Source organism: Coleofasciculus sp. G2-EDA-02, assembly GCF_040226375.1.
In the GTDB taxonomy this organism is placed as follows: Bacteria; Cyanobacteriota; Cyanobacteriia; order Cyanobacteriales; family Coleofasciculaceae; genus Coleofasciculus.
In genome coordinates this window covers 1-18,907 of record NZ_JAVKEW010000133.1, presented here as the reverse complement: position 1 = coordinate 18,907, position 18,907 = coordinate 1, and the positions used below count along the sequence as shown (strand labels likewise).

Annotated in this window: 11 protein-coding genes; 9 read left to right on the top strand and 2 right to left on the bottom strand. The window is 46.2% G+C overall.

Annotation, left to right across the window (positions count from 1 at the left end; genetic code table 11):
* Positions 1 to 99 precede the first annotated feature (99 nt).
* From RLO19_RS15185 to RLO19_RS15160, 6 genes are all read left to right on the top strand, one after another.
* Positions 100 to 2,457: a BamA/TamA family outer membrane protein gene (locus RLO19_RS15185; protein WP_446357655.1), complete on the top strand. Its 2,358-nt coding sequence runs from the start codon at positions 100 to 102 to the stop codon at positions 2,455 to 2,457.
* A gap of 135 nt (positions 2,458 to 2,592) precedes the next feature.
* Complete coding sequence (lpxC, locus tag RLO19_RS15180) at positions 2,593 to 3,522, top strand: UDP-3-O-acyl-N-acetylglucosamine deacetylase (RefSeq protein WP_446357653.1); 930 nt, start codon at positions 2,593 to 2,595, stop codon at positions 3,520 to 3,522.
* Positions 3,523 to 3,698: 176 nt separating this feature from the next.
* Positions 3,699 to 4,211: a 3-hydroxyacyl-ACP dehydratase FabZ gene (fabZ, locus tag RLO19_RS15175; RefSeq protein WP_446357696.1), complete on the top strand. Its 513-nt coding sequence runs from the start codon at positions 3,699 to 3,701 to the stop codon at positions 4,209 to 4,211.
* 356 nt (positions 4,212 to 4,567) lie between these two features.
* Positions 4,568 to 5,395: an acyl-ACP--UDP-N-acetylglucosamine O-acyltransferase gene (gene lpxA, locus RLO19_RS15170; protein WP_446357651.1), complete on the top strand. Its 828-nt coding sequence runs from the start codon at positions 4,568 to 4,570 to the stop codon at positions 5,393 to 5,395.
* 206 nt (positions 5,396 to 5,601) lie between these two features.
* Positions 5,602 to 7,053, top strand: a complete 1,452-nt coding sequence (gene lpxB, locus RLO19_RS15165) for a lipid-A-disaccharide synthase (protein WP_446357649.1) — start codon at positions 5,602 to 5,604, stop codon at positions 7,051 to 7,053.
* A gap of 254 nt (positions 7,054 to 7,307) precedes the next feature.
* On the top strand, positions 7,308 to 7,694 hold the full coding sequence (locus RLO19_RS15160; protein ID WP_446357647.1) for a hypothetical protein: 387 nt from the start codon (positions 7,308 to 7,310) through the stop codon (positions 7,692 to 7,694).
* A 444-nt stretch (positions 7,695 to 8,138) separates the two neighbouring features.
* Here the strand turns inward: RLO19_RS15160 and RLO19_RS15155 are convergent, their stop codons facing one another.
* Entirely contained in the window at positions 8,139 to 12,611 is a 4,473-nt protein-coding gene (locus RLO19_RS15155; RefSeq protein ID WP_446357645.1) for a hypothetical protein, read from the bottom strand.
* A gap of 1,102 nt (positions 12,612 to 13,713) precedes the next feature.
* Complete coding sequence (dndE, locus tag RLO19_RS15150; protein ID WP_446357644.1) at positions 13,714 to 14,109, bottom strand: DNA sulfur modification protein DndE; 396 nt, start codon at positions 14,107 to 14,109, stop codon at positions 13,714 to 13,716.
* 812 nt (positions 14,110 to 14,921) lie between these two features.
* On the opposite strand from dndE, the gene RLO19_RS15145 reads away from it, so the two are divergent.
* From RLO19_RS15145 to RLO19_RS15135, 3 genes are all read left to right on the top strand, one after another.
* Positions 14,922 to 16,472 (top strand): glycosyltransferase family 39 protein, encoded by a 1,551-nt coding sequence (locus RLO19_RS15145; RefSeq protein ID WP_446357642.1) that lies wholly within the window; start codon positions 14,922 to 14,924, stop codon positions 16,470 to 16,472.
* Positions 16,473 to 16,518: 46 nt separating this feature from the next.
* On the top strand, positions 16,519 to 17,349 hold the full coding sequence (locus RLO19_RS15140; RefSeq protein ID WP_446357640.1) for a prepilin peptidase: 831 nt from the start codon (positions 16,519 to 16,521) through the stop codon (positions 17,347 to 17,349).
* Between the two features lie 176 nt (positions 17,350 to 17,525).
* Positions 17,526 to 18,872 carry a GAF domain-containing protein gene (locus tag RLO19_RS15135; protein WP_446357638.1) on the top strand — a complete coding sequence of 449 codons (1,347 nt, stop codon included), beginning with the start codon at positions 17,526 to 17,528 and terminating at the stop codon, positions 18,870 to 18,872.
* Positions 18,873 to 18,907: the final 35 nt, after the last annotated feature.

Here is an 18,907-nt window from a genome sequence, read left to right as displayed (position 1 = left end):
ATCCCTTAACTCATTAACAAGCAGTGGACAACAGATAACAGCTGATCGCAATTCTTGCAATCAACGTGGTGTGTGGACGTGTCAAAAAATCTGAGGATCATGCGCTTATCTCCTTTATTAACGGCAATTCTCGCTGTAACAACTAGCATCGGTTTATCGAACTCCCCTAGCCATGGGCAAACGACTGACCCACCCATCCTGGTATTTGACCGCAGTCAACAGGATGGGTTAAGAGAACATGAGAAAACGGGGACGCCAGAACACCCCGAAGCAACAACTGATCAAACGGTGATAGAAACGACCGATGGGGTACAAGAGAGTCCTGGAAGTGAGACAGAATCTACTTCCCAGCCCATTCATAAAAATCCAGCTATTCATTCGATTCAGGTCGATCCTAGAAGTGATACAGAATCCACCTCTAAGCCGATTCTAGAGAACCCAGCTATTCATCCCATTGAGGTAAGTTCGACCCAATTAACACCCATTAAACCCCCCACTTTAAATCATCCAGCCGTCCATGCCACAGCAGCACCAACGGTAACCCCTACCCCTCCCTTAACTGTCCAAGTTCAAGTCCCCCCAACTGACTCACCAACGCCGCCCGCCAATCAGCCAGAACCACGAGTTCTCGTATCAGAAGTCTTCATTAACTTCCAGGATTACACCGGACCGCAAGAACAACTAGAAAACGAGATTTTTCGAGCGATTAGCACCCAACCCGGATTAGCAACAACTCGCTCTCAGTTACAGCAAGATGTAAATGCCGTCTTTGCTACAGGTTTCTTCAGAAGTGTGGACGTTATACCCGAAGATACCCCCTTGGGCGTGCGGATTACCTTTGTCGTTGAACCTAACCCTGTACTGCGTCAGGTTGCGGTGAATACTGTTCCCATAGAAGCCGAGGCGCGGGTTTTGCCTCAAGAGGTGGTTGATACTATTTTTCAAGAGCAATATGGTGAGATTCTTAACCTGAATGACCTACAACAAGGCGTTCAACAGTTAAACGAATGGTATGAAGAACAGGGGTATGACCTAGCTCAAGTCGTTGATGCCTCAGATATCAACGATGATGGCATTGTCACCTTGACTGTGGCAGAAGGCGTGATTGAAGAGATTGCAGTCCGCTATCTCGATGAAGAGGGAGAACCAATACTGGATGACGAGGGTCAACAAATTCGCTTACTCACGGAAGGGGACGAACCTATTGGTGGACGCACCCGTCCCTTTATCATCACCCGCGAGATGCAACTCAATGAGGGTGATGTGTTTAACCGCGAAATTGCTGAACGGGATTTGCGACGAGTTTTTGGTCTAGGACTATTTGATGACGTGCGCCTTTCCTTTGCTCCGGGAACTGACCCCCGTCGAGTTGTGGTTGTGGTGGATGTGATTGAGAGAAATACAGGCTCCCTGGCGGCTGGGGCGGGAGTCAGCTCTGCCAGTGGCTTATTTGGTACGGTTAGCTATCAGCAGCAAAACCTGGGTGGTAATAATCAAACCCTCGGAGCAGAATTTCAGGTGGGAGAACGCGCCCTACTGTTTGACCTTCGTTTTACAGACCCTTGGATTGCTGGTGATCCCTTCCGCACATCCTACACGGTGAATGCCTTCCGACGCCGCTCGATTTCCCTGATTTTCGACGGCGGTGATCCTGAGGTCGAACTGGAAAATGGTGACCGCCCCCGTGTGGTTCGTACTGGTGGTGGAATCAACTTTACTCGTCCATTATCCCGTGACCTCTATCGGCGCTCTGAATGGACAGCATCAGCCGGATTTGAATATCAAAACGTGTCGATTCGAGACTCTGATGGTGACTTGAGTCCAGAGGATGAATTGGGTAACGATTTAAGCTTCAGTGGAGAGGGTAAAGACGACCTGTTGACCCTACAACTGGGTGCTGTGCGCGATCGCCGCAATAATCCTCTGCGACCGACAAGTGGCTCTCTACTCAGATTCGGAGTCGAACAGACGATTCCCATCGGTCAAGGGAATATCTTGCTCAGTCGCCTGCGCGGTAGCTACAGTTACTATTTACCCGTAGAATTTACCAATTTCACCGAAGGCGCCGAAGCCCTCGCCTTTAATCTACAAGCTGGAACCGCGCTCGGAGACTTACCCCCCTACGAAGCCTTTTCTCTGGGTGGTAGTAACTCAGTGCGCGGTTACGATGAGGGAGAAGTGGGTTCAGGTCGCAGCTTTATTCAAGCAACCGCAGAATACCGTTTTCCGATTATCTCTGTAGTCGGCGGTGCTTTATTTGCTGACTTTGCCAGCGATTTAGGTACAGGTGATGATGTACCTGGTGAACCTGCGATCGTTCGTGATAAACCCGGTAGTGGCTTTGGTTTCGGGGTTGGTATCCGAGTCCAATCCCCCCTAGGTCCGATTCGTGTGGATTATGGGTTTAATGATGACGGAGAAAGCCGTCTCCACTTCGGTATTGGAGAACGCTTTTAATGAACCAGTTTTGACTCTCTCAGTCGGGGCGGGTTTAGTTACATCTTTTGTGAGATAAGAAACGATGTAGTAAAACCCGCCCCTACGCAAAAAACAACAGTTCCCCCATGACAAATGACGAATGACGAATGACAAATGACAAACTACACCTTGGGTGCTAATTTTGAACGATCAGGTATTGGATTGCACAGTGGGATCACCACCACTGTTCGCCTCTTGCCTGCTGAAGCCGGGACGGGACGATATTTTGTTCGAGTTGACCTGCCAGAGAAGCCTGTGATTCCAGCGCGAGTGGAGGCTGTCTCTGGCACAATGCTTTCTACCCAATTGAAGGCTGAAAATTGTGATAATTTTATCAATTCCTCCGACTCAGATGTCACAGTAGGGACAGTAGAACACCTACTCGCCGCCCTCGCCGGGAGTGGAGTGGACAATGCTTGTATTGAAATTGATGGATCAGAAGTTCCCCTGTTGGATGGTTCGGCGCTGGCTTGGGTGAGAGCGATTCAGGAGGTAGGGATTGTGGAGAGTGAATGTCCCCAAAACTCGTCTCCTCTATCTCCTCTAGCTTCCCCGATGTTTGTTGGGGAACCCATCTGGGTTTGTCGAGACGATGCCTTTGTCGCCGCCTTACCCGCACCGATCACCCGATTTACCTACGGCATTGATTTTGATAACCCAGCCATTGGCAATCAATGGTATAGCTGGACACCGGAACAAGAGCATTTTGCGGAGGCGATCGCACCGGCGCGAACCTTTGGTTTAGCCAACCAAGTTGACCAGCTACGCGATCGCGGTTTAATTAAAGGCGGTAGCTTGGATAATGCCTTAGTTTGCGACGATCACGGATGGTTGAATCCACCTTTGCGATTTTCAAATGAGCCAGTGCGTCATAAACTTTTAGATTTAGTAGGGGATTTGAGTTTATTGGGGAAATTTCCTGTCGCTCACTTCCTCGCCTACAAAGCCAGTCACAATCTGCATATTCAATTGGCGAGATTACTGGCTCGACAAATCGGCGCTTGGAATGTTAGTCATCAATCGTCAGCCGTTATCGGCAATTGATCACGACTGACAACTGAACGCTAGCTCATCCAAGTTACTCGTGCAGCGGGCGCGAAAATAAGTGACCACGATTAAATCCGCTTAAACTATGGATGAGTTTACAGATTCACTCAACGGGTCAACGGGTCACTGCTCATCCGCCGCTCACTGGTACTCATTTTTATCCTAATTTACTCATGTCTACCTTGATTGACGTTAACACTCACGATGATTCCACTGAAAATGCCAACCCAGCCCAGTCTGAGTCATCAACCAAAACAATTTTCACGGTTGAAGACATTCATAAAATCCTGCCCCATCGTTATCCGTTTGCTTTAGTTGACCGCATTATTGAATATGTTCCGGGAAAGCTAGCTGTTGGCATCAAGAATGTCACCTTTAATGAACCCTATTTCCAAGGACATTTTCCGGGACGCCCAATGATGCCAGGGGTAATGATTGTTGAAGCCATGGCTCAAGTTGGTGGCATTGTTTTAAAACAAATGGCTGATATGGATGACGCCTTGTTTGTTTTTGCCGGCATTGACAAGGTTCGTTTTCGTCGTCCTGTCGTACCTGGTGATCAACTGGTGATGACAACGGAACTCGTGTCAGTCAAGCGCCGTCGTTTTGGAAAGATGCAAGCTCGTGCAGTCGTTGATGATCAGCGAGTTGCCGAAGGGGAATTGATGTTTTCTCTGGTCGAATAAATTGCACCTGCGCTATCCCAAATTCGGGTTAGCGCTACTGGAGTTCTTACTCCTGCCGCACTGTAAAATACGGGCGTCAGCATAGATGATCACACCTGAAATTTAGTCTGCGATCGCTAGGGATAATTCCCACTCTCAAAATGGCAACAAGACGCGGTGACAAAAAGTCATCTTCCAGACGTGACTTATTAGTCTGTGAGGTGACTGGTGTTACAGTTTTTGAGAAGTTCTAGGAGCGATTTTGATTATATTAACTTCACAGCTTATAGATAAGTTGGGAAATTTTCTGTCCCATGTCCCCTGTTCCGAGTTCCTTTGACTCACTAGCATGTTCACGACTTAAATAGGATCGCTATATGGCAACAACACTGATTCATCCTACTGCTGTAATCCACCCTGGCGCCCAACTGCATCCCACAGTTCAGATTGGTGCTTATGCGGTCATTGGTGATAATGTAAAAGTGGGTTCACAGACGAAGATTGGGGCTCATGCGGTTCTAGAAGGACCGACGGAAATTGGCGCGAGAAACCAAATCTTTCCCGGGGCAGCGATTGGCTTGGAGCCGCAAGACCTAAAATATGATGGCGCACCAAGCTGGGTCAGGATTGGTGATGATAATCGGATTCGGGAATATGTCACCATTAATCGAGCAACGGGTGCGGGAGAAGCTACGGTTATTGGGGATAGTAACCTGTTAATGGCTTATGTTCACGTCGCCCACAATTGCGTGTTGGAAAACTCAGTGGTTATCGCCAATGGCGTTGCTTTAGCCGGACATGTTCATATTGAATCAAAAGCAACCATTGGTGGCGTTTTAGGCATTCATCAATTTGTCCACATTGGGCGTCTGGCAATGGTAGGAGGAATGAGTCGCATTGACCGGGATGTACCCCCTTATATGTTAGTAGAAGGCAACCCCGCACGAGTGCGATCGCTCAATCTAGTTGGTCTCAAAAGAGCAGGAGTAAGTGCCGAATCCCTAGAAGACCTAAAAAAGGCATTCCGGATGCTCTACCGTTCCGATTACACCTTCAATCAAGCCCTAGAACAACTCAATCTAATATCTGACCATGAACAGGTACAGCACCTACGCCTATTCTTAGAGCGATCGCAATTAGCTGGACGGCGTGGTTCCATTCCGGGTCGTCGTTTTCATCATAGCCAAGACAGGGGAGAGTTTTGACGCTTCATGACCTTCGAGGAGTGTGTAGGGGCGGGTTTTACTATTATCGTTTCTCGCCTCACAAGGGATGCAACTAAACCCGCCCCAACCCAGGTGAAGCCATGGCGATTAAAATCGCTGCTACACAAACAAAGTCCGCTTGACAAGGACTAAATTATAACGGGGATGGCTAACTGAGATTTGGTATAACAAATGACAAATGACGAATGACTAAAAAAACAATTTTTATCAGTACGGGTGAAGTCTCTGGTGATTTGCAAGGGGCAATGCTAATTGACGCCCTGAAACGTCAAGCCACGCACCAAGGATTGGATTTAAACATTGTGGCATTAGGGGGCGAAAAAATGGCGCTTTCCGGTGCCACATTATTAGGAAATACTACAGGGATTGGCTCAGTCGGACTATTAGAATCTTTGCCATTTTTTCTGCCAACCTTAACCATCCAGCGTCGCGCTAAACAGTATCTTCAACACAATCCCCCAGATTTGGTGGTACTCATTGACTATATGGGACCCAATCTCGGTATTGGCAAATTTATTCAGCGTCAGCTTTCCCAAGTTCCTGTGGTGTATTACATCGCCCCTCAAGAATGGGTTTGGTCACTCTCTCCCCGTAATACAGCCACAATTGTGGAAATGACCGACAAACTCTTGGCGATATTTCCCGAAGAAGCCCGTTATTTTGAAAAAAAAGGCGCATCTGTCCATTGGGTGGGTCATCCCCTGGTCGATCGCATCCAATCTTATCCGAGTCGTGAGCAAGCACGGGCGGCGCTAGGGATTCAACCCAACCAAACTGCGATCGCGCTTTTACCCGCCTCCAGACATCAAGAAATCAAATACATGATGCCCATTATCTTTTCCGCCGCCCAGCAGCTTCAAGGGAAGTTATTGGGGGGAGCTGGGGGTGTAGGGGGAGCAGGGGGAGCTGGGGGTGTAGGGGGAGCAGGGGGAGCAGAGGGAGCTGGGGGAGCTGGGGGAGCAGAGGGATCTGGGGGAGCCGGGGGAGCCGGGGGAGCTGGGGGAGCACAGAAAGCCGGGGGTGTAGGGGCGGGTTTGACGGATAACATTTTGCGCCAAACCGATAACTTGACTAAACCCGCCCTTCTAGGGGGAGCAGAGGGAGCTGGAGAGCAAAGGACGAATGACAAATCCCCGATCTTTTGGATTCCCTTATCTCTAGAAGCCTATCGAAAACCGATTGAAGCCGCGATACAAGACTATGGGCTTCAGGCTACCTTGGTGAGTGAGCAAACTCACCAGGTATTAGCAGCAGCCGATTTAGCGATTACCAAATCAGGTACAGTGAATTTGGAACTGGCGCTTATGAATGTTCCCCAGGTGGTATTTTATCGTGTGAGTCCGTTGACTTACTGGATTGCCCGTACTTTCCTCAAGTTTTCCATTCCCTTCATGTCACCCCCAAACTTAGTGGTGATGCGTTCAATTGTGCCAGAGTTATTGCAAGAGGATGCTACCCCAGCAAATCTGGTTCGAGAAGCTATGGAACTTTTGTTCGATCCCCAAAAACGTCAACAAACCCTGACAAATTATCAACAAATGCGTGAGCTATTGGGGGACGTAGGCGTGTGCGATCGCGCGGCTTTGGCTATTCTCCAGCTAGCTGGCGACAGGGGGGCGATCAAAGTTGACACTTAGAGAGCTCACCGATTAGGATGCGGTGAGGTAATGCCATAAGTACTCTTACCTAGGTTTGTCGCAAGTGCTCAAGCGCTTCTGGCACGCTTAGTGCCTACTACGAACCCAGCTTATTTTACAGAGGCGACATGGCGCTAGCCATAAAACTTCTTTTTTGGCTGTTACCTGTGTTACCGATTGTCAAGGTGTAATACATTTTTCGGATGACCGCAATACAATAGTGATCTAAGCTACAAAGCGATACATCTAGTCCAATGTCTTACACAAACTCTACCCTTCTAGACGAGTGGGCTATTGAGGAATTTTTCCAATGGATTCCTCCAAAAGACCAATGGATTCGTGTGCAGTACGATGGTCGAGTGGGTTTGCTCTTAAACGGCAAACATATTCTATTACCGAGTCACTACGAAGCCCTAGATTTTGACCAAGCCAAAACCCTAGCCCTGATCTGGGGTGTTCAGCCCGGATTTATTCTCTACGGTGAAGCCCCTCACTACCAAGTCGATAAGCTCAGTTATGAGTTAGTTAAAGCGGGGTTTGTCGTTTACTGGCTAGGGGTCAAGAATATTGTACAATTTAATTCTTGGCTGGTGCGAGTATTAGATGGAATTCATTTATTAGAACCGTTTAAACTAGACTGAATTTTTCCGTTTCTTCCTTTAAGATACCCAGGCAAATCTGACGTTTCACGACATTGATCCTCCGCTTCGCTAGTTGGACATGGCGCCTGTGTCGGGGCGGGTTTCACTACTATCTTTTCGGTTGCACAATGGATGTGACTAAACCCGCCCCGACTCACCACTTTTTGCCTGGGCGACTGGAAGTCGCAGCTACACAAACTTTCGTCCGCCTGCGCGGACTGGATTATAGAGGGGGTAATCAACCCGGATTTGGTATAAATTAGGTATTCCTTGTTATCGGTTCCAAGTCCCATTAGTGGAGACATTTATTACCCAGGTGGTGACAGCGTAGGGGCGAAGCATTCGCGCCCAGATCTATCGGTTTTCTATTCAAATTTAAACGCGAATGCTTCGCCCAATCTTCGCCCAATCACCAATCACCAATCACCAATCACCAATCACCAATCACCACTGGAAATCAGAGATGTCTGGTTCTTCAGCACCGAAGTCAATATCATCCGCAGCCACGGGCAAAGTTTCTAGCTTAAACGTTACCGCCTCAAGCTGTTTTTTGAGCTGAACGATCGCGCCTTCTAATTGTTTAATCGTTGCTTTATCCAATTGGGAACTGATTTTTTGATTGAGCGCCTCAATCTGACGATTAATATCTTCGATCGCCTCCTCTCCACCGCTGAGATCAACTTCAAAGAGCATCGCTTGATTCTCGGCGATGGTTTGGGTTAAACTATCAAGCTGTTCCTCGATCGCGACGATCGCGGCTTCAACCCCACTGAACTCTAACTCAGCCAGCATTGGTAAATTCTCTAGACACAACTCCATTGCATCCAACTGAAAATCTATGTCCTTGAGAGCGTCGTCTTTTTCCTTAGCAGACATTGATTTCTCATTTAACTGCACCAAGGTAGTACAAATCTGCTCGCCAAGCTGATTTATCGCCTCTTGTAATTGCTCAATGGCTTGGACTTCTGGTCGATCATTGAGCTGTTGACTGAAGGCGTCGAGTTGAACATGAACCTCTGTAATCGCTGTTTCTAACTGACTCAGATCAATCTCTGGTGTCGTTGGCAAACCACCTAAACGAGATGTGATGATATTGATCTGATCCGTTAACTGGATCAGCATCATCTTTAATCCCTCAACGGCTTGGGTAGCTGGCTGATTGTGGAACTGTTGGTTCAGGGATTTAAGCTTATCCGTAAGCGGTGCTATGGCTTCATTTTCTGGAAGTTGCTCAATTTGTTCTACCGCAGGAATTGTAGGTATGGGGGGTGGCGGTGAAACGATCTCCTCTTCTACTAAATCGAAGAGGGTGGGTGCTACCTGATTGGGTTCAATGTCGGGTATCCCCGGAAGTTCCTCGAAACGCGCCGTTAGCTCATCGAGGCGATTGTGAACATCGATAATCGCTGATCCGATCTCCATCATGTTTACTTCTGGCGCGGCTGAAATTTCGTTAAGCTGGCTATTCAGCGTCTCCAGTTGTTCAGCTAGTTGAGCAATTACGATTTGCGATTGCTCCATATCCTGAAGTTCAGGACGATTCTGGAACTGTTGCTGGAGTTGGCTAAATTCTTCAGCGAGTTCCGAAAGTGCGGCTTCGACACCACTCAAATCCGTTTCTGTGGGAGTGGATAAAGTATTCACCCGTTCGGTTAAGGTGTCAATTTGACCGGTAATCTCAGCAAGGGTTTGTTCTGTCGCGCTTAAGTCTACCTCTGGTATAGTGGGTAATTGATCCAAACGAGTGCTGAGGGTATCCAGTTGTTTACTCAGACGAGCAATAACGGTTTGAGATTGGTCGATTTCTTGGAGTTCAGGACGATTCTGGAACTGTTGCTGGAGTTGGCTAAATTGTTCAGCGAGTTCAAAAAGTGATTCTTCTACCCCACTCAAATCTGTTTCTGTGGGAGTGGATAGGGTATTCACCCGTTCGGTTAAAGTTTCAATTTGACTGGTAATCTCAGCAAGGGTTTGTTCTGTCGCACTTAAGTCTACCTCTGGTACAGTCGGTAATTGATCCAAACGGATGCTCAGAGTATCCAGTTGTTCACTCAAGTGAGCGATCGCCCGTTGAGATTGGTCGATTTCTTGGAGTTCAGGACGATTCTGGAACTGTTGCTGGAGTTGGCTAAATTCTTCAGCGAGCTCAAAAAGTGATTCTTCTACCCCACTCAAATCTGTTTCTCTTGGAGTGGATAGGGTATTCACTCGTTCGCTTAAGGTTTCAATCTGCTCAGCAATCTCAGCAATGGTTTGTTCAATCCCACTCAAGTCTATCTCTGGGACAGTGGGTAAGTGATCCAGGCGAGTGCTGATTGTATCCACTCGTTCGGTTAAGGTTTCGATCTGCTCAGCAATCTCAATAATGGTTTGTTCAATCCCACTCAAGTCTACTTCTGGGACAGTGGGTGACTCAGTTAGGCGGATGCTCAGAGTATCCAGTTGTTCACTCAAGTGAGCGATCGCCCGTTGAGATTGGTCGATTTCTTGGAGTTCAGGACGATTCTGGAACTGTTGCTGGAGTTGGCTAAATTGCTCAGTGAGTTCAAAAAGTGCGGCTTCGACACCACTCAAATCTGTTTCTGTGGGAGTGGATAAGCTATTCACCTGTTCGGTTAAGGTGTCGATTTGATCGGTAATCTCAGCAAGGGTTTGTGCTGTCGCACTTACGTCTACCTCTGGGACAATAGGTAATTGATCCAAGCGGGTGCTGAGGGTTTCGAGTTGATCACTCAGTTGCGCGATCGCACGTTGAGATTGGTCGATTTCTTGGAGTTCCGGACGATTCTGGAACTGTTGCTGAAGCTGGCTAACTTGTTCAGTGAGTTCAAAAAGCGCGGTTTCTACCCCACTCAAATCCGTTTCTGTGGGAGTGGAGAGGGTATTTACCCGTTCGGTTAAGGTGTCGATTTGACCTGTAATCTCAACAAGGGTTTGTTCAGTGACACTACCATCACCCTCTGGCGCTGCTGATAGCTGATCCAGGCGGATGCTCAGGGTTTGAAGTTCCTCACTCAGTTGCGCGATCGCACTTTGAGTCTGCTCAAGTTCTGGAAGTTCCGGTCGATTCTGGAACTGTCGATTGAGTGTGTTTATCTGACTTTGGATTTGAGACAGGGTGTCTTCTGCGTCAAATACCTCAGTGTCTGAAACCGCAGATAGGGTGTTGACTTGGCTGGTTAAGCTGTCGATTTGTTCGGTAATGTCAATTATGGCTTGTTCTAAGTGACTGACATCGGTTGGGGAGGGGAGGGAAAGTTGATCCAGCCGTTGGTTTAGGGTTTCAATTTGCACCCTAATTTCCCCAATCACCTGTTCTACCCCCTCCTGTGAAGGAGTCGGGAGTTGGTTAAGGCGACTATTGAGGATGGCAAATTCTTCAGCAAGCTGGGTAATTTCAGTTTGCGATCGCTCGATGGTTTCTAGTTCGGGTCTGGTGTTAAATTGTTGATCAAGTTGGCTCAGTTGTTGATTAATATCAATAATGGCGGCTTCGATTTCACTGAAGTCTGTGGCTTCGGCGGCTGAGGTTAAGGGAAGCTGATCAACTCTGGTGCTTAATCTCTCCAGTTGCTCGGTGATATCCGCGATCGCATTTTCTACCCCCTGTAAATCCCCGTCGGAAATTGGGGATAGGGTGTTCACTTGAGTCGTTAAGAGTTCCAGTTGCTCGGTGATATCCGCGATCGCACTTGACTCAGCGGCTGGTGCTGTGGGAAGCTGATCCAGGCGATGGCGAATGGTTTCGAGTTCCTCACTCACGTCCGCGATCGTGGCTTGGGATTGCTCTATAATTAGCAGTTCGGGTCGATTCTGGAATTGTTGCTGGATTGTATTAATCTGACCGTGGATTTGCACGATCGCTTCTTCTATGTCGGTGAAGTCAATTTCACCGGAGAGGGGGAGGGTATTAATTCGTGCGGTTAAGGTTTCGATCTGACTGGTAATCTGTGCAATAACGGGTTCAAAACCGTTTAAGTTGGCGGTTGGTGCTGTGGGAAGCTGATCCAGGCGATGGCTGAGGGTTTCGAGTTCCTCCGTCAGTTGTGCAATAATTTGCAGTTCGGGACGAGTCTGGAATTGTTGCTGGAGTTGGCTAAATTCTTCAGTAAGTTCTGAGAGTGCGGCTTCTACCCCGGTGAGATCAGTTGTTGCGGTGGGTTGGGTGTTAACTTGAGTGGTTAAGGTTTCAACTTGAGTAGTAATTTGTGCGATCGCGCCTTCAAGATGACTCCAGTCTACCTCAGATGCAGCCGGTAACTGTTCAAGGCGAATATTAATCCTATTGAGTTGTTCATTGAGTCGAGCCACAGCAATCTGAGATTGCTCAATATCCTCAAGTTCCGGACGACTATGGAATTGTTGATAGAGTTGGCTAAATTGCTCCGTCAGCTCAAAAATGGCTTGTTCAATACGACTCAAGTCTACCTCTGGCTCAGTCGATAGCTGAGCAAAGTTGGTGCTGAGGGTATTAAACTGTTCTGTGAATTGAGCGACTCTGGTTTGCAACTGCTCAATGGTTTGCAGTTCGGGACGAGTATTAAAGTGTTGGGTAAGTTGCTTAAATTGCTCTGTTAGCTCAGTCAGCGAGGCTTTTAGATCCTCAATCGCCGTTTTCTCTGGTCGAGCATTAAATTGTTGGTCTAAGCTGTTGAGTTGAGTATTAAGAGTGGGGATAACTTGGACTTGCTGATGGAGCGATTGAATAATTTGATACGTTTCTGCGATCGCACTTCTGGTGTTATCCTGTGTCTGCTGTACCATATTGCGTCGGTTAACCAGGTTCAGAGCCAACGCTACTGTTAAAGGCGTTGCTGCATAAGCAACCTGCTGAGATGTCGTCGCTACAACAGTTCCGACAGCGGAACCCGCTAAGAAAATATACTCAAAGATTTCTAGCAATGATTTTTGTGTCATAGGTATCTCTATAGGGGGGTGAGCGAAGTCCTGAAAAGAGGACATTCCGGTTGCGGTTTACTGCTGACTACTACGCTTTTGTTAAAGCGCTATAAATTGAACGGTAAGCTGTCATCACCGTTGTAGATTCCCCTAAACTTGATAATTCTTTGGTGACAGGTTTTGTGATGGTTAAACTAAAATGCTGAAAACTGAAATAGACATATCGTGCCATTGACAGTGATACGCTATTACTTACCCAAACCTGTGATACCTGTCCGGATTTTTGCGGTAGATACGTCTTATACCTGTTGAGGAGATGCGGTTCCCTTATCAGCCTTATTTCTTGGTTCAAAGAATAAATCATTTCACCGTAACTCGAACATCTAGCCTGGAATCAAGACTCGATGAACGAATTTCTCCGCTAGAATTAGGAGCGAGCGATCGCGCTAGTCTCAGCGAGAATTCTCTACTCACCGATAATCTAGTCAACCGATATTCTAAACAACCACAATAGCGATTGCCTATAAGTTTATAGTAACTTTAACTTGTGCTTATGGATAAACAGTCTCTCCCTCGTCCACGCCTGTTTTTCTCGACAGTGAGATACCTCCGGTTAACCTGTAGTGGCGTAGACCCAACTAAAATTGTGGAATAGGTTGTAGGTTGGGTTAACGCAAGGAAACCCAACAAAAGATAGCGTTCGCATCCCTTACTACAAGCAAAATATAATCCACCAAATTAGCTAGATTACGCCTGTAGATTGGGTTAGACGGTACTCAATTAATCAAGCAGATATATCCCTCTTAACCCACCCACTTATCCTTTCTTCAAGGCGAATTCAAGATGAAGGCTAACCCCTTGACTTTTTCTGTCATTTCAGGTACTATTTCATCATGGGAAAATGTGCGCTCCTATAAACCCCTATAAATAGAGATAACCTTGTTCGTAGTTGCGCTGCCTTCGCCATAAACCTTCGCATCACTTACTACAAACCATTAAGTTAAACCGCCTTAGCTCTCTCGGCGAGAAGCCTCGCGCTGTCCCTTGAAAGAAAACTTGTTTTTATGTTTCCGGATAGTATTTGGCTGAGGCTTAAGTTCCAGAATCCTTCTCCCTGAAATTACAGCTCAGAATTACCTTGAGTTAAAGCAACTTCTATAAAATCTTCAATTTTCTTAATACTTAGATCACCCGCTAAATACCCAATACCCCGATGGAGATGAAGGCGAAATTGATTAGTCAGAGTATCCTTATCACACCCTAAACCATCATTATGACAGCGTTGCTTTAGAGCAATTAACAAAATATCAGCCAATTCACCCCCAAACACCCGCCACGTCATTTCCACATTCGAGTCAGCCGGAATCGGGACAGGTGAAGGTTGAGTCGGTTCCGCCAAAGAACGGCAAAACGCCCAACGGCAAAGAATATTCCACTGATCAATTTTAGTATAGCGTTTGAGTTTAGTGAGTTGGTCTTTAGCTGATTTTGAGAGTTTAAAACGTTCAATTTCCATTTTTCAGGCAACAGGGAACTGTTTAACAGGGAATAGGGGAACGGGTGCATGTCAACGCAAGTAGGTTGGGTCTTTGGGACGTAGGCTCTCGCCTTCTCGGAGAGTAACCTAACGCCAGCAGGTTAGCGTGAACATTATATGCTTTGATGAATCATTAAATTCAATCGAATTTCAAATAAATTTAAGCGCGATCGCAATAACCACGATTCACAGCATACCCCGTTACTCTTTCTCCTTCGCTACTGACATATCTGTAGCTTGACTCAATGTCGTTTTGGCTCAAATTGTCAAGTTTTGATAATTTATACTATTCCTTCCTCCCAAAAATATTTAAATTTTCCAATCAGAGTCTCGTCTCAACAAAACGTCATAATTGCTCATTTTTGACCCCTTTTCCCGAATAATCTACGAAGTTTCGATAAAAATCATAACCAAGACTTGACAAAAACACAGATTGCACAGACGGAATAGCACAGATAGAACAGTAAATAGTGAAGCACACAGATTGACACAGACGACGAAATAGTCCTCCCATAAGCTAATCATTTTTTTACCCGGGGGCAATCATCTTGTCATCCTTAGCCCCATTGAGAACTAACACCTCTGTGAAATCAGTGAGAATAACCTGCCAAATCCCCACCACTACCGTTCCTGCTTACTCAGCGAAATCAGTGTTATCAAACATCTGATAAAGTTTTTCTTTGAATGAATTATGCCAATTAAGGTTAGGGTGTGAGGAAATGATTTCAGACTTGAATTAAAACGGTACGCCTAATTAATCCTATAATAAAGCGCGTGGGTGAGATTGATGAATGATGTTAAAAAAATTACCATTAAGTCCAACCGGATGGCGAAATTTAGCAATCGCCTTAATCGTACTAGGGATATTTTTCCGCTTATACAACCTCGATCGCAAGGTTTACTGGTACGATGAGACGATGACCTCGATGCGAATCTCTGGATATACCCAAACCGAAATCATCCAGCAGACTTTCGACGGTGAGGTGATTTCGGTTAAAGCCTTCTTAGAGCAGTATCAGTATCCCACACCGGAAAAAAATCTCAATGACACGATTAACGCCTTAGCCGGAAATCCAGAACATTCCCCCCTTTATTATCTAATGGCACGGTTCTGGTTGCAAATCTTTCCGGATTCAATTGTCACAATTCGCAGCTTATCCGTATTAATCAGTTTCCTAGCATTTCCTTGTATGTACTGGTTATGTTGGGAACTCTTTGGGTTATCTACAGTAAATTGGGTTGGTGTTGCTATTCTAGCGATTTCCCCGTTCCATGTCTTGTACGCTCAAGAAGCAAGGGAATATAGTTTATGGACGGTAACAATTTTATTATCAAGTGCGGCGTTATTGCGAGCAATGCGATTGAAAACCTTACTAAGTTGGGGAATTTACGGAGTGAGTGTAGCGCTGGGACTTTATACTCATCCCTTCTCCGCATTCGTTTCGATTGGACATGGCATTTATATGTTAGTCACTGAAGGGTTACGCTGGAGTCGGCGGCTGACGAAGTATTTATTATCGTCCCTATTCGGGTTACTCCTATTTTTACCATGGCTAGGGATTGTGATTAGCCATTTTTCCAAATTTGTGGATAATACCGCCTCAGTTAACTTGAATCGAGAAGGATTTTTACCCTTATTTTGGGGATTAAACTTGAGTCGAATTTTCTTTGATGTGAATCAAGGAACCAGTCCATTTAGTCCACTGCATTACCTCAGTGCTTTATTAGCCGGCTATGGGCTTTATTATCTTTATCGCAAAGCCCCCCTCAACGCTTGGGTGTTTATTATCACCTTAATTGGCGTTACCGGAATTGCCCTAATTGGACCCGATGTCATTTTAGGAGGGCGTCGTTCTAGTATTACCCGATACGCCATTCCCAGTTATTTAGGGATTCAGATAGCAGTCGCTTATTTGATGGCAGCCAAAACTACCGCAATCAACGGCAAGACAAGGCATCTGAAGCGCTGGCAACAGGGTGCGATCGCACTCTTGTTTTGTGGTATTCTCTCCTGTATCGTCAGCGCCCAATTTCCGGTGTGGTGGCACAAAAGTCATAGTAAAAGTCGATATAATCCTCAAGTAGCTGAAATTGTCAATCAAACCAAAAATCCCCTAGTAGTTAGTGATCAAATTCCGGGAATCATGTTTTCTCTGAGTCATTCCCTCAATCCAGACGTTCATCTCCAGATGGTTTTACCTCCTGGTATTCCAGAAATTCCAGATACATTTTTCCCCATATTTGTTTATCGACCCACTGAAACCTTGAAACAAGGAATTCAAGCCAATCATAAATTAACAGAAGAACCCCATTCAAAATCCTGGTTATGGAGAGCTGAATAGCCATGTTCGTGGTTGCGCTATCGTCAAAAATTAAAATGAAATAAATATGGATACTTTAATTATCATCGTAACCTCTTTAATCGTATTTACCCTCGGCGCATCAATTGGTAGCTTTCTTAACGTAGTGGTTTATCGTCTACCTGCCAATTTATCCATTCTTTTCCCCCCCTCACGTTGCCCTCATTGCTTACATAAACTAGGGAAGCGGGAGAATATCCCTATCCTGGGTTGGCTGTGGTTAAAAGGGCGCTGTCGTCATTGTCATAGTCGCATTTCTTGGCGTTATCCCCTAATCGAAGCAATCACAGGACTATTATTTTTATTGGTATTTTGGCGATATAGTTTGGGCATAGAAACCCTAGGATATTGGACATTTTTAAGCTGGTTATTAGCCCTATCCTTAATTGATATAGATACAATGACACTCCCCAACTCGCTCACCCAGTCGGGCTTAGTTGTGGGTATAGTCTTTCAAGGCGGATTCGCTTTTTTCCAGACGGCTCAACTTTCAGATATATCGGCTCAACTTATGACCGGAATTGGCGGGGCTGTTCTAGGAATTTGGTTATTTGACATCATCACCCTAGTCGGTTCTATCATCTTTAGGCAAACCGCCATGGGGGGAGGAGATGCCAAACTAGCCGCAATGATGGGGGCTTGGTTAGGATGGAAGTATTTACTATTAGCTGGGTTTTTAGCCTGTGCAGTCGGGGCGTTTGCTGGGGGCGGTGCGATGGCGATGGGTTGGCTGAATCGGCGACAACCGATGCCCTTTGGACCTTTTCTAGCTTTAGGTGCAGGATTGACAGTTTTTTGGGGAGAAGCTATTCTGTCAGCTTATCTACGGTTATTTTTTCCCCTATCGTTTGCCGTTTAAGAAGTAGGGCTTGCTGAATAAGTATGAGGGTGAGGAAAAGGAACAGGGAATAGGGAAGTCTTAACAGTAATGATTTGTCCCGTTTGCCGGATAGAGAAAGAGTAGAGTATAAATAACGGCATAATCCTTGAATCTACTACTTTAATAATCTTTCTTAATAATTTTTTATCACCACCATGGTATTGGCAGAATTTTTCATTCCCCACGGACATTGCTACCTATGGAAGCCGGAATTAGTTGGGTTACACCTAATCTCTGATTTTCTCACCGCATTGGCATATTACTCCATTCCCCTAACCCTAACCTATTTTGTCACCAAGAGAAGCGATGTCCCGTTTAACTGGATTTTCCTGTTATTTAGTGGGTTCATCATTGCCTGTGGTACGACCCATATTATGGCAATCTGGACGCTTTGGCATCCGAATTACTGGGTATCCGGTTGGATAAAAGCCGTGACTGCTCTGATTTCCGTAGTCACCGCCGGGGAACTTGTCCGACTACTTCCCCAAGCCCTGACAATCCCCAGCACAGCCCAACTCGAAGCCGAAATCAAGGAACGTCAAAAAGCCCAAGCTGCACTCTTGCAGGAGAAAACCCACCTAGCTCAAGCTCAAAACGTTGCCCATGTGGGCAGTTGGGAATTCGATTTAGCCAGCCAAGACATCACTTGGTCCGATGAAACCTTCCGCATTTATGGACTCTCTCCAGGACAACCCACACCCACCATAAGAGAACATTGGCAAACGATTCATGTCAAAGATAGAAAGGCTTGGAAAAAAACAGTTCACCAGCTTATTCGGGGGAAATCGTGCCAACTAGAGTTTCGTATCCTGCACCCTGATGGGTTTATCCGCCATCTTTTCGCCCAAGGAGAACCGATTTTCAATACCCAAGGTCAGGTGTATAAACTATTCGGTACTCTACTAGATATCAGCGATCGCGTCGCGGCGCAACAACGGGAACGGTTATTCGGCTCAATTGCCTTACGGATTCACAAATCCTTAGAACTCAATGAAATTCTCGACACCACCGTCACCGAGGTGCGACAATTCCTAGAAACAGACCGAGTGTTGATTTACCGCTTCAATCCAGACTGGAGTGGGCAGATTCTTGTCGAGTCAGTGGGGGAACCCTGGAGAGGCGTTTTGAATACAACCCTACATGATCCCTGTTTTGGCAAAGACTACGCTCAACTCTATCAGCAAGGTCGAGTTAGTGCGATCGCTAATATATATACCGCAGGTTTACATCCTTGTCATCTCCAGTTACTTAAACCCTTCCAAGTCATCGCCAACTTAGTCGTGCCGATTCTCTTAGGTGAAAAAGTTTGGGGGTTATTAATCGTCCATCACTGTCGTAGTCAACGACACTGGCAATCTGAAGAAATCGAGCTATTACAGCAATTAGCCACCCAAGTCGCGATCGCTATTCCTCTAATCGTTAAATCAATGGACATTTCTTTCCTTTGTGGACATAAGTATAACCGTCAGCTTTCCAGATTGGCTCGAAATACTTCCAGTTGATGCTTTGCAGTTTCCCTTTTGCTGTAGTCAAGTCA

Bases quoted from the DNA above. Each gene is read 5' to 3' on its own strand.
- RLO19_RS15135 (WP_446357638.1), top strand. From the start codon at position 17,526: ATGGTATTGGCAGAATTTTTCATTCCCCACGGACATTGCTACCTATGG.
- lpxA (WP_446357651.1), top strand. From the start codon at position 4,568: ATGGCAACAACACTGATTCATCCTACTGCTGTAATCCACCCTGGCGCC.
- dndE (WP_446357644.1), bottom strand. From the start codon at position 14,109: ATGGAAATTGAACGTTTTAAACTCTCAAAATCAGCTAAAGACCAACTC.
- fabZ (WP_446357696.1), top strand. From the start codon at position 3,699: ATGTCTACCTTGATTGACGTTAACACTCACGATGATTCCACTGAAAAT.
- lpxC (WP_446357653.1), top strand. From the start codon at position 2,593: ATGACAAACTACACCTTGGGTGCTAATTTTGAACGATCAGGTATTGGA.
- RLO19_RS15160 (WP_446357647.1), top strand. From the start codon at position 7,308: ATGTCTTACACAAACTCTACCCTTCTAGACGAGTGGGCTATTGAGGAA.
- RLO19_RS15145 (WP_446357642.1), top strand. From the start codon at position 14,922: ATGATGTTAAAAAAATTACCATTAAGTCCAACCGGATGGCGAAATTTA.
- RLO19_RS15155 (WP_446357645.1), bottom strand. From the start codon at position 12,611: ATGACACAAAAATCATTGCTAGAAATCTTTGAGTATATTTTCTTAGCG.
- lpxB (WP_446357649.1), top strand. From the start codon at position 5,602: ATGACTAAAAAAACAATTTTTATCAGTACGGGTGAAGTCTCTGGTGAT.
- RLO19_RS15185 (WP_446357655.1), top strand. From the start codon at position 100: ATGCGCTTATCTCCTTTATTAACGGCAATTCTCGCTGTAACAACTAGC.
- RLO19_RS15140 (WP_446357640.1), top strand. From the start codon at position 16,519: ATGGATACTTTAATTATCATCGTAACCTCTTTAATCGTATTTACCCTC.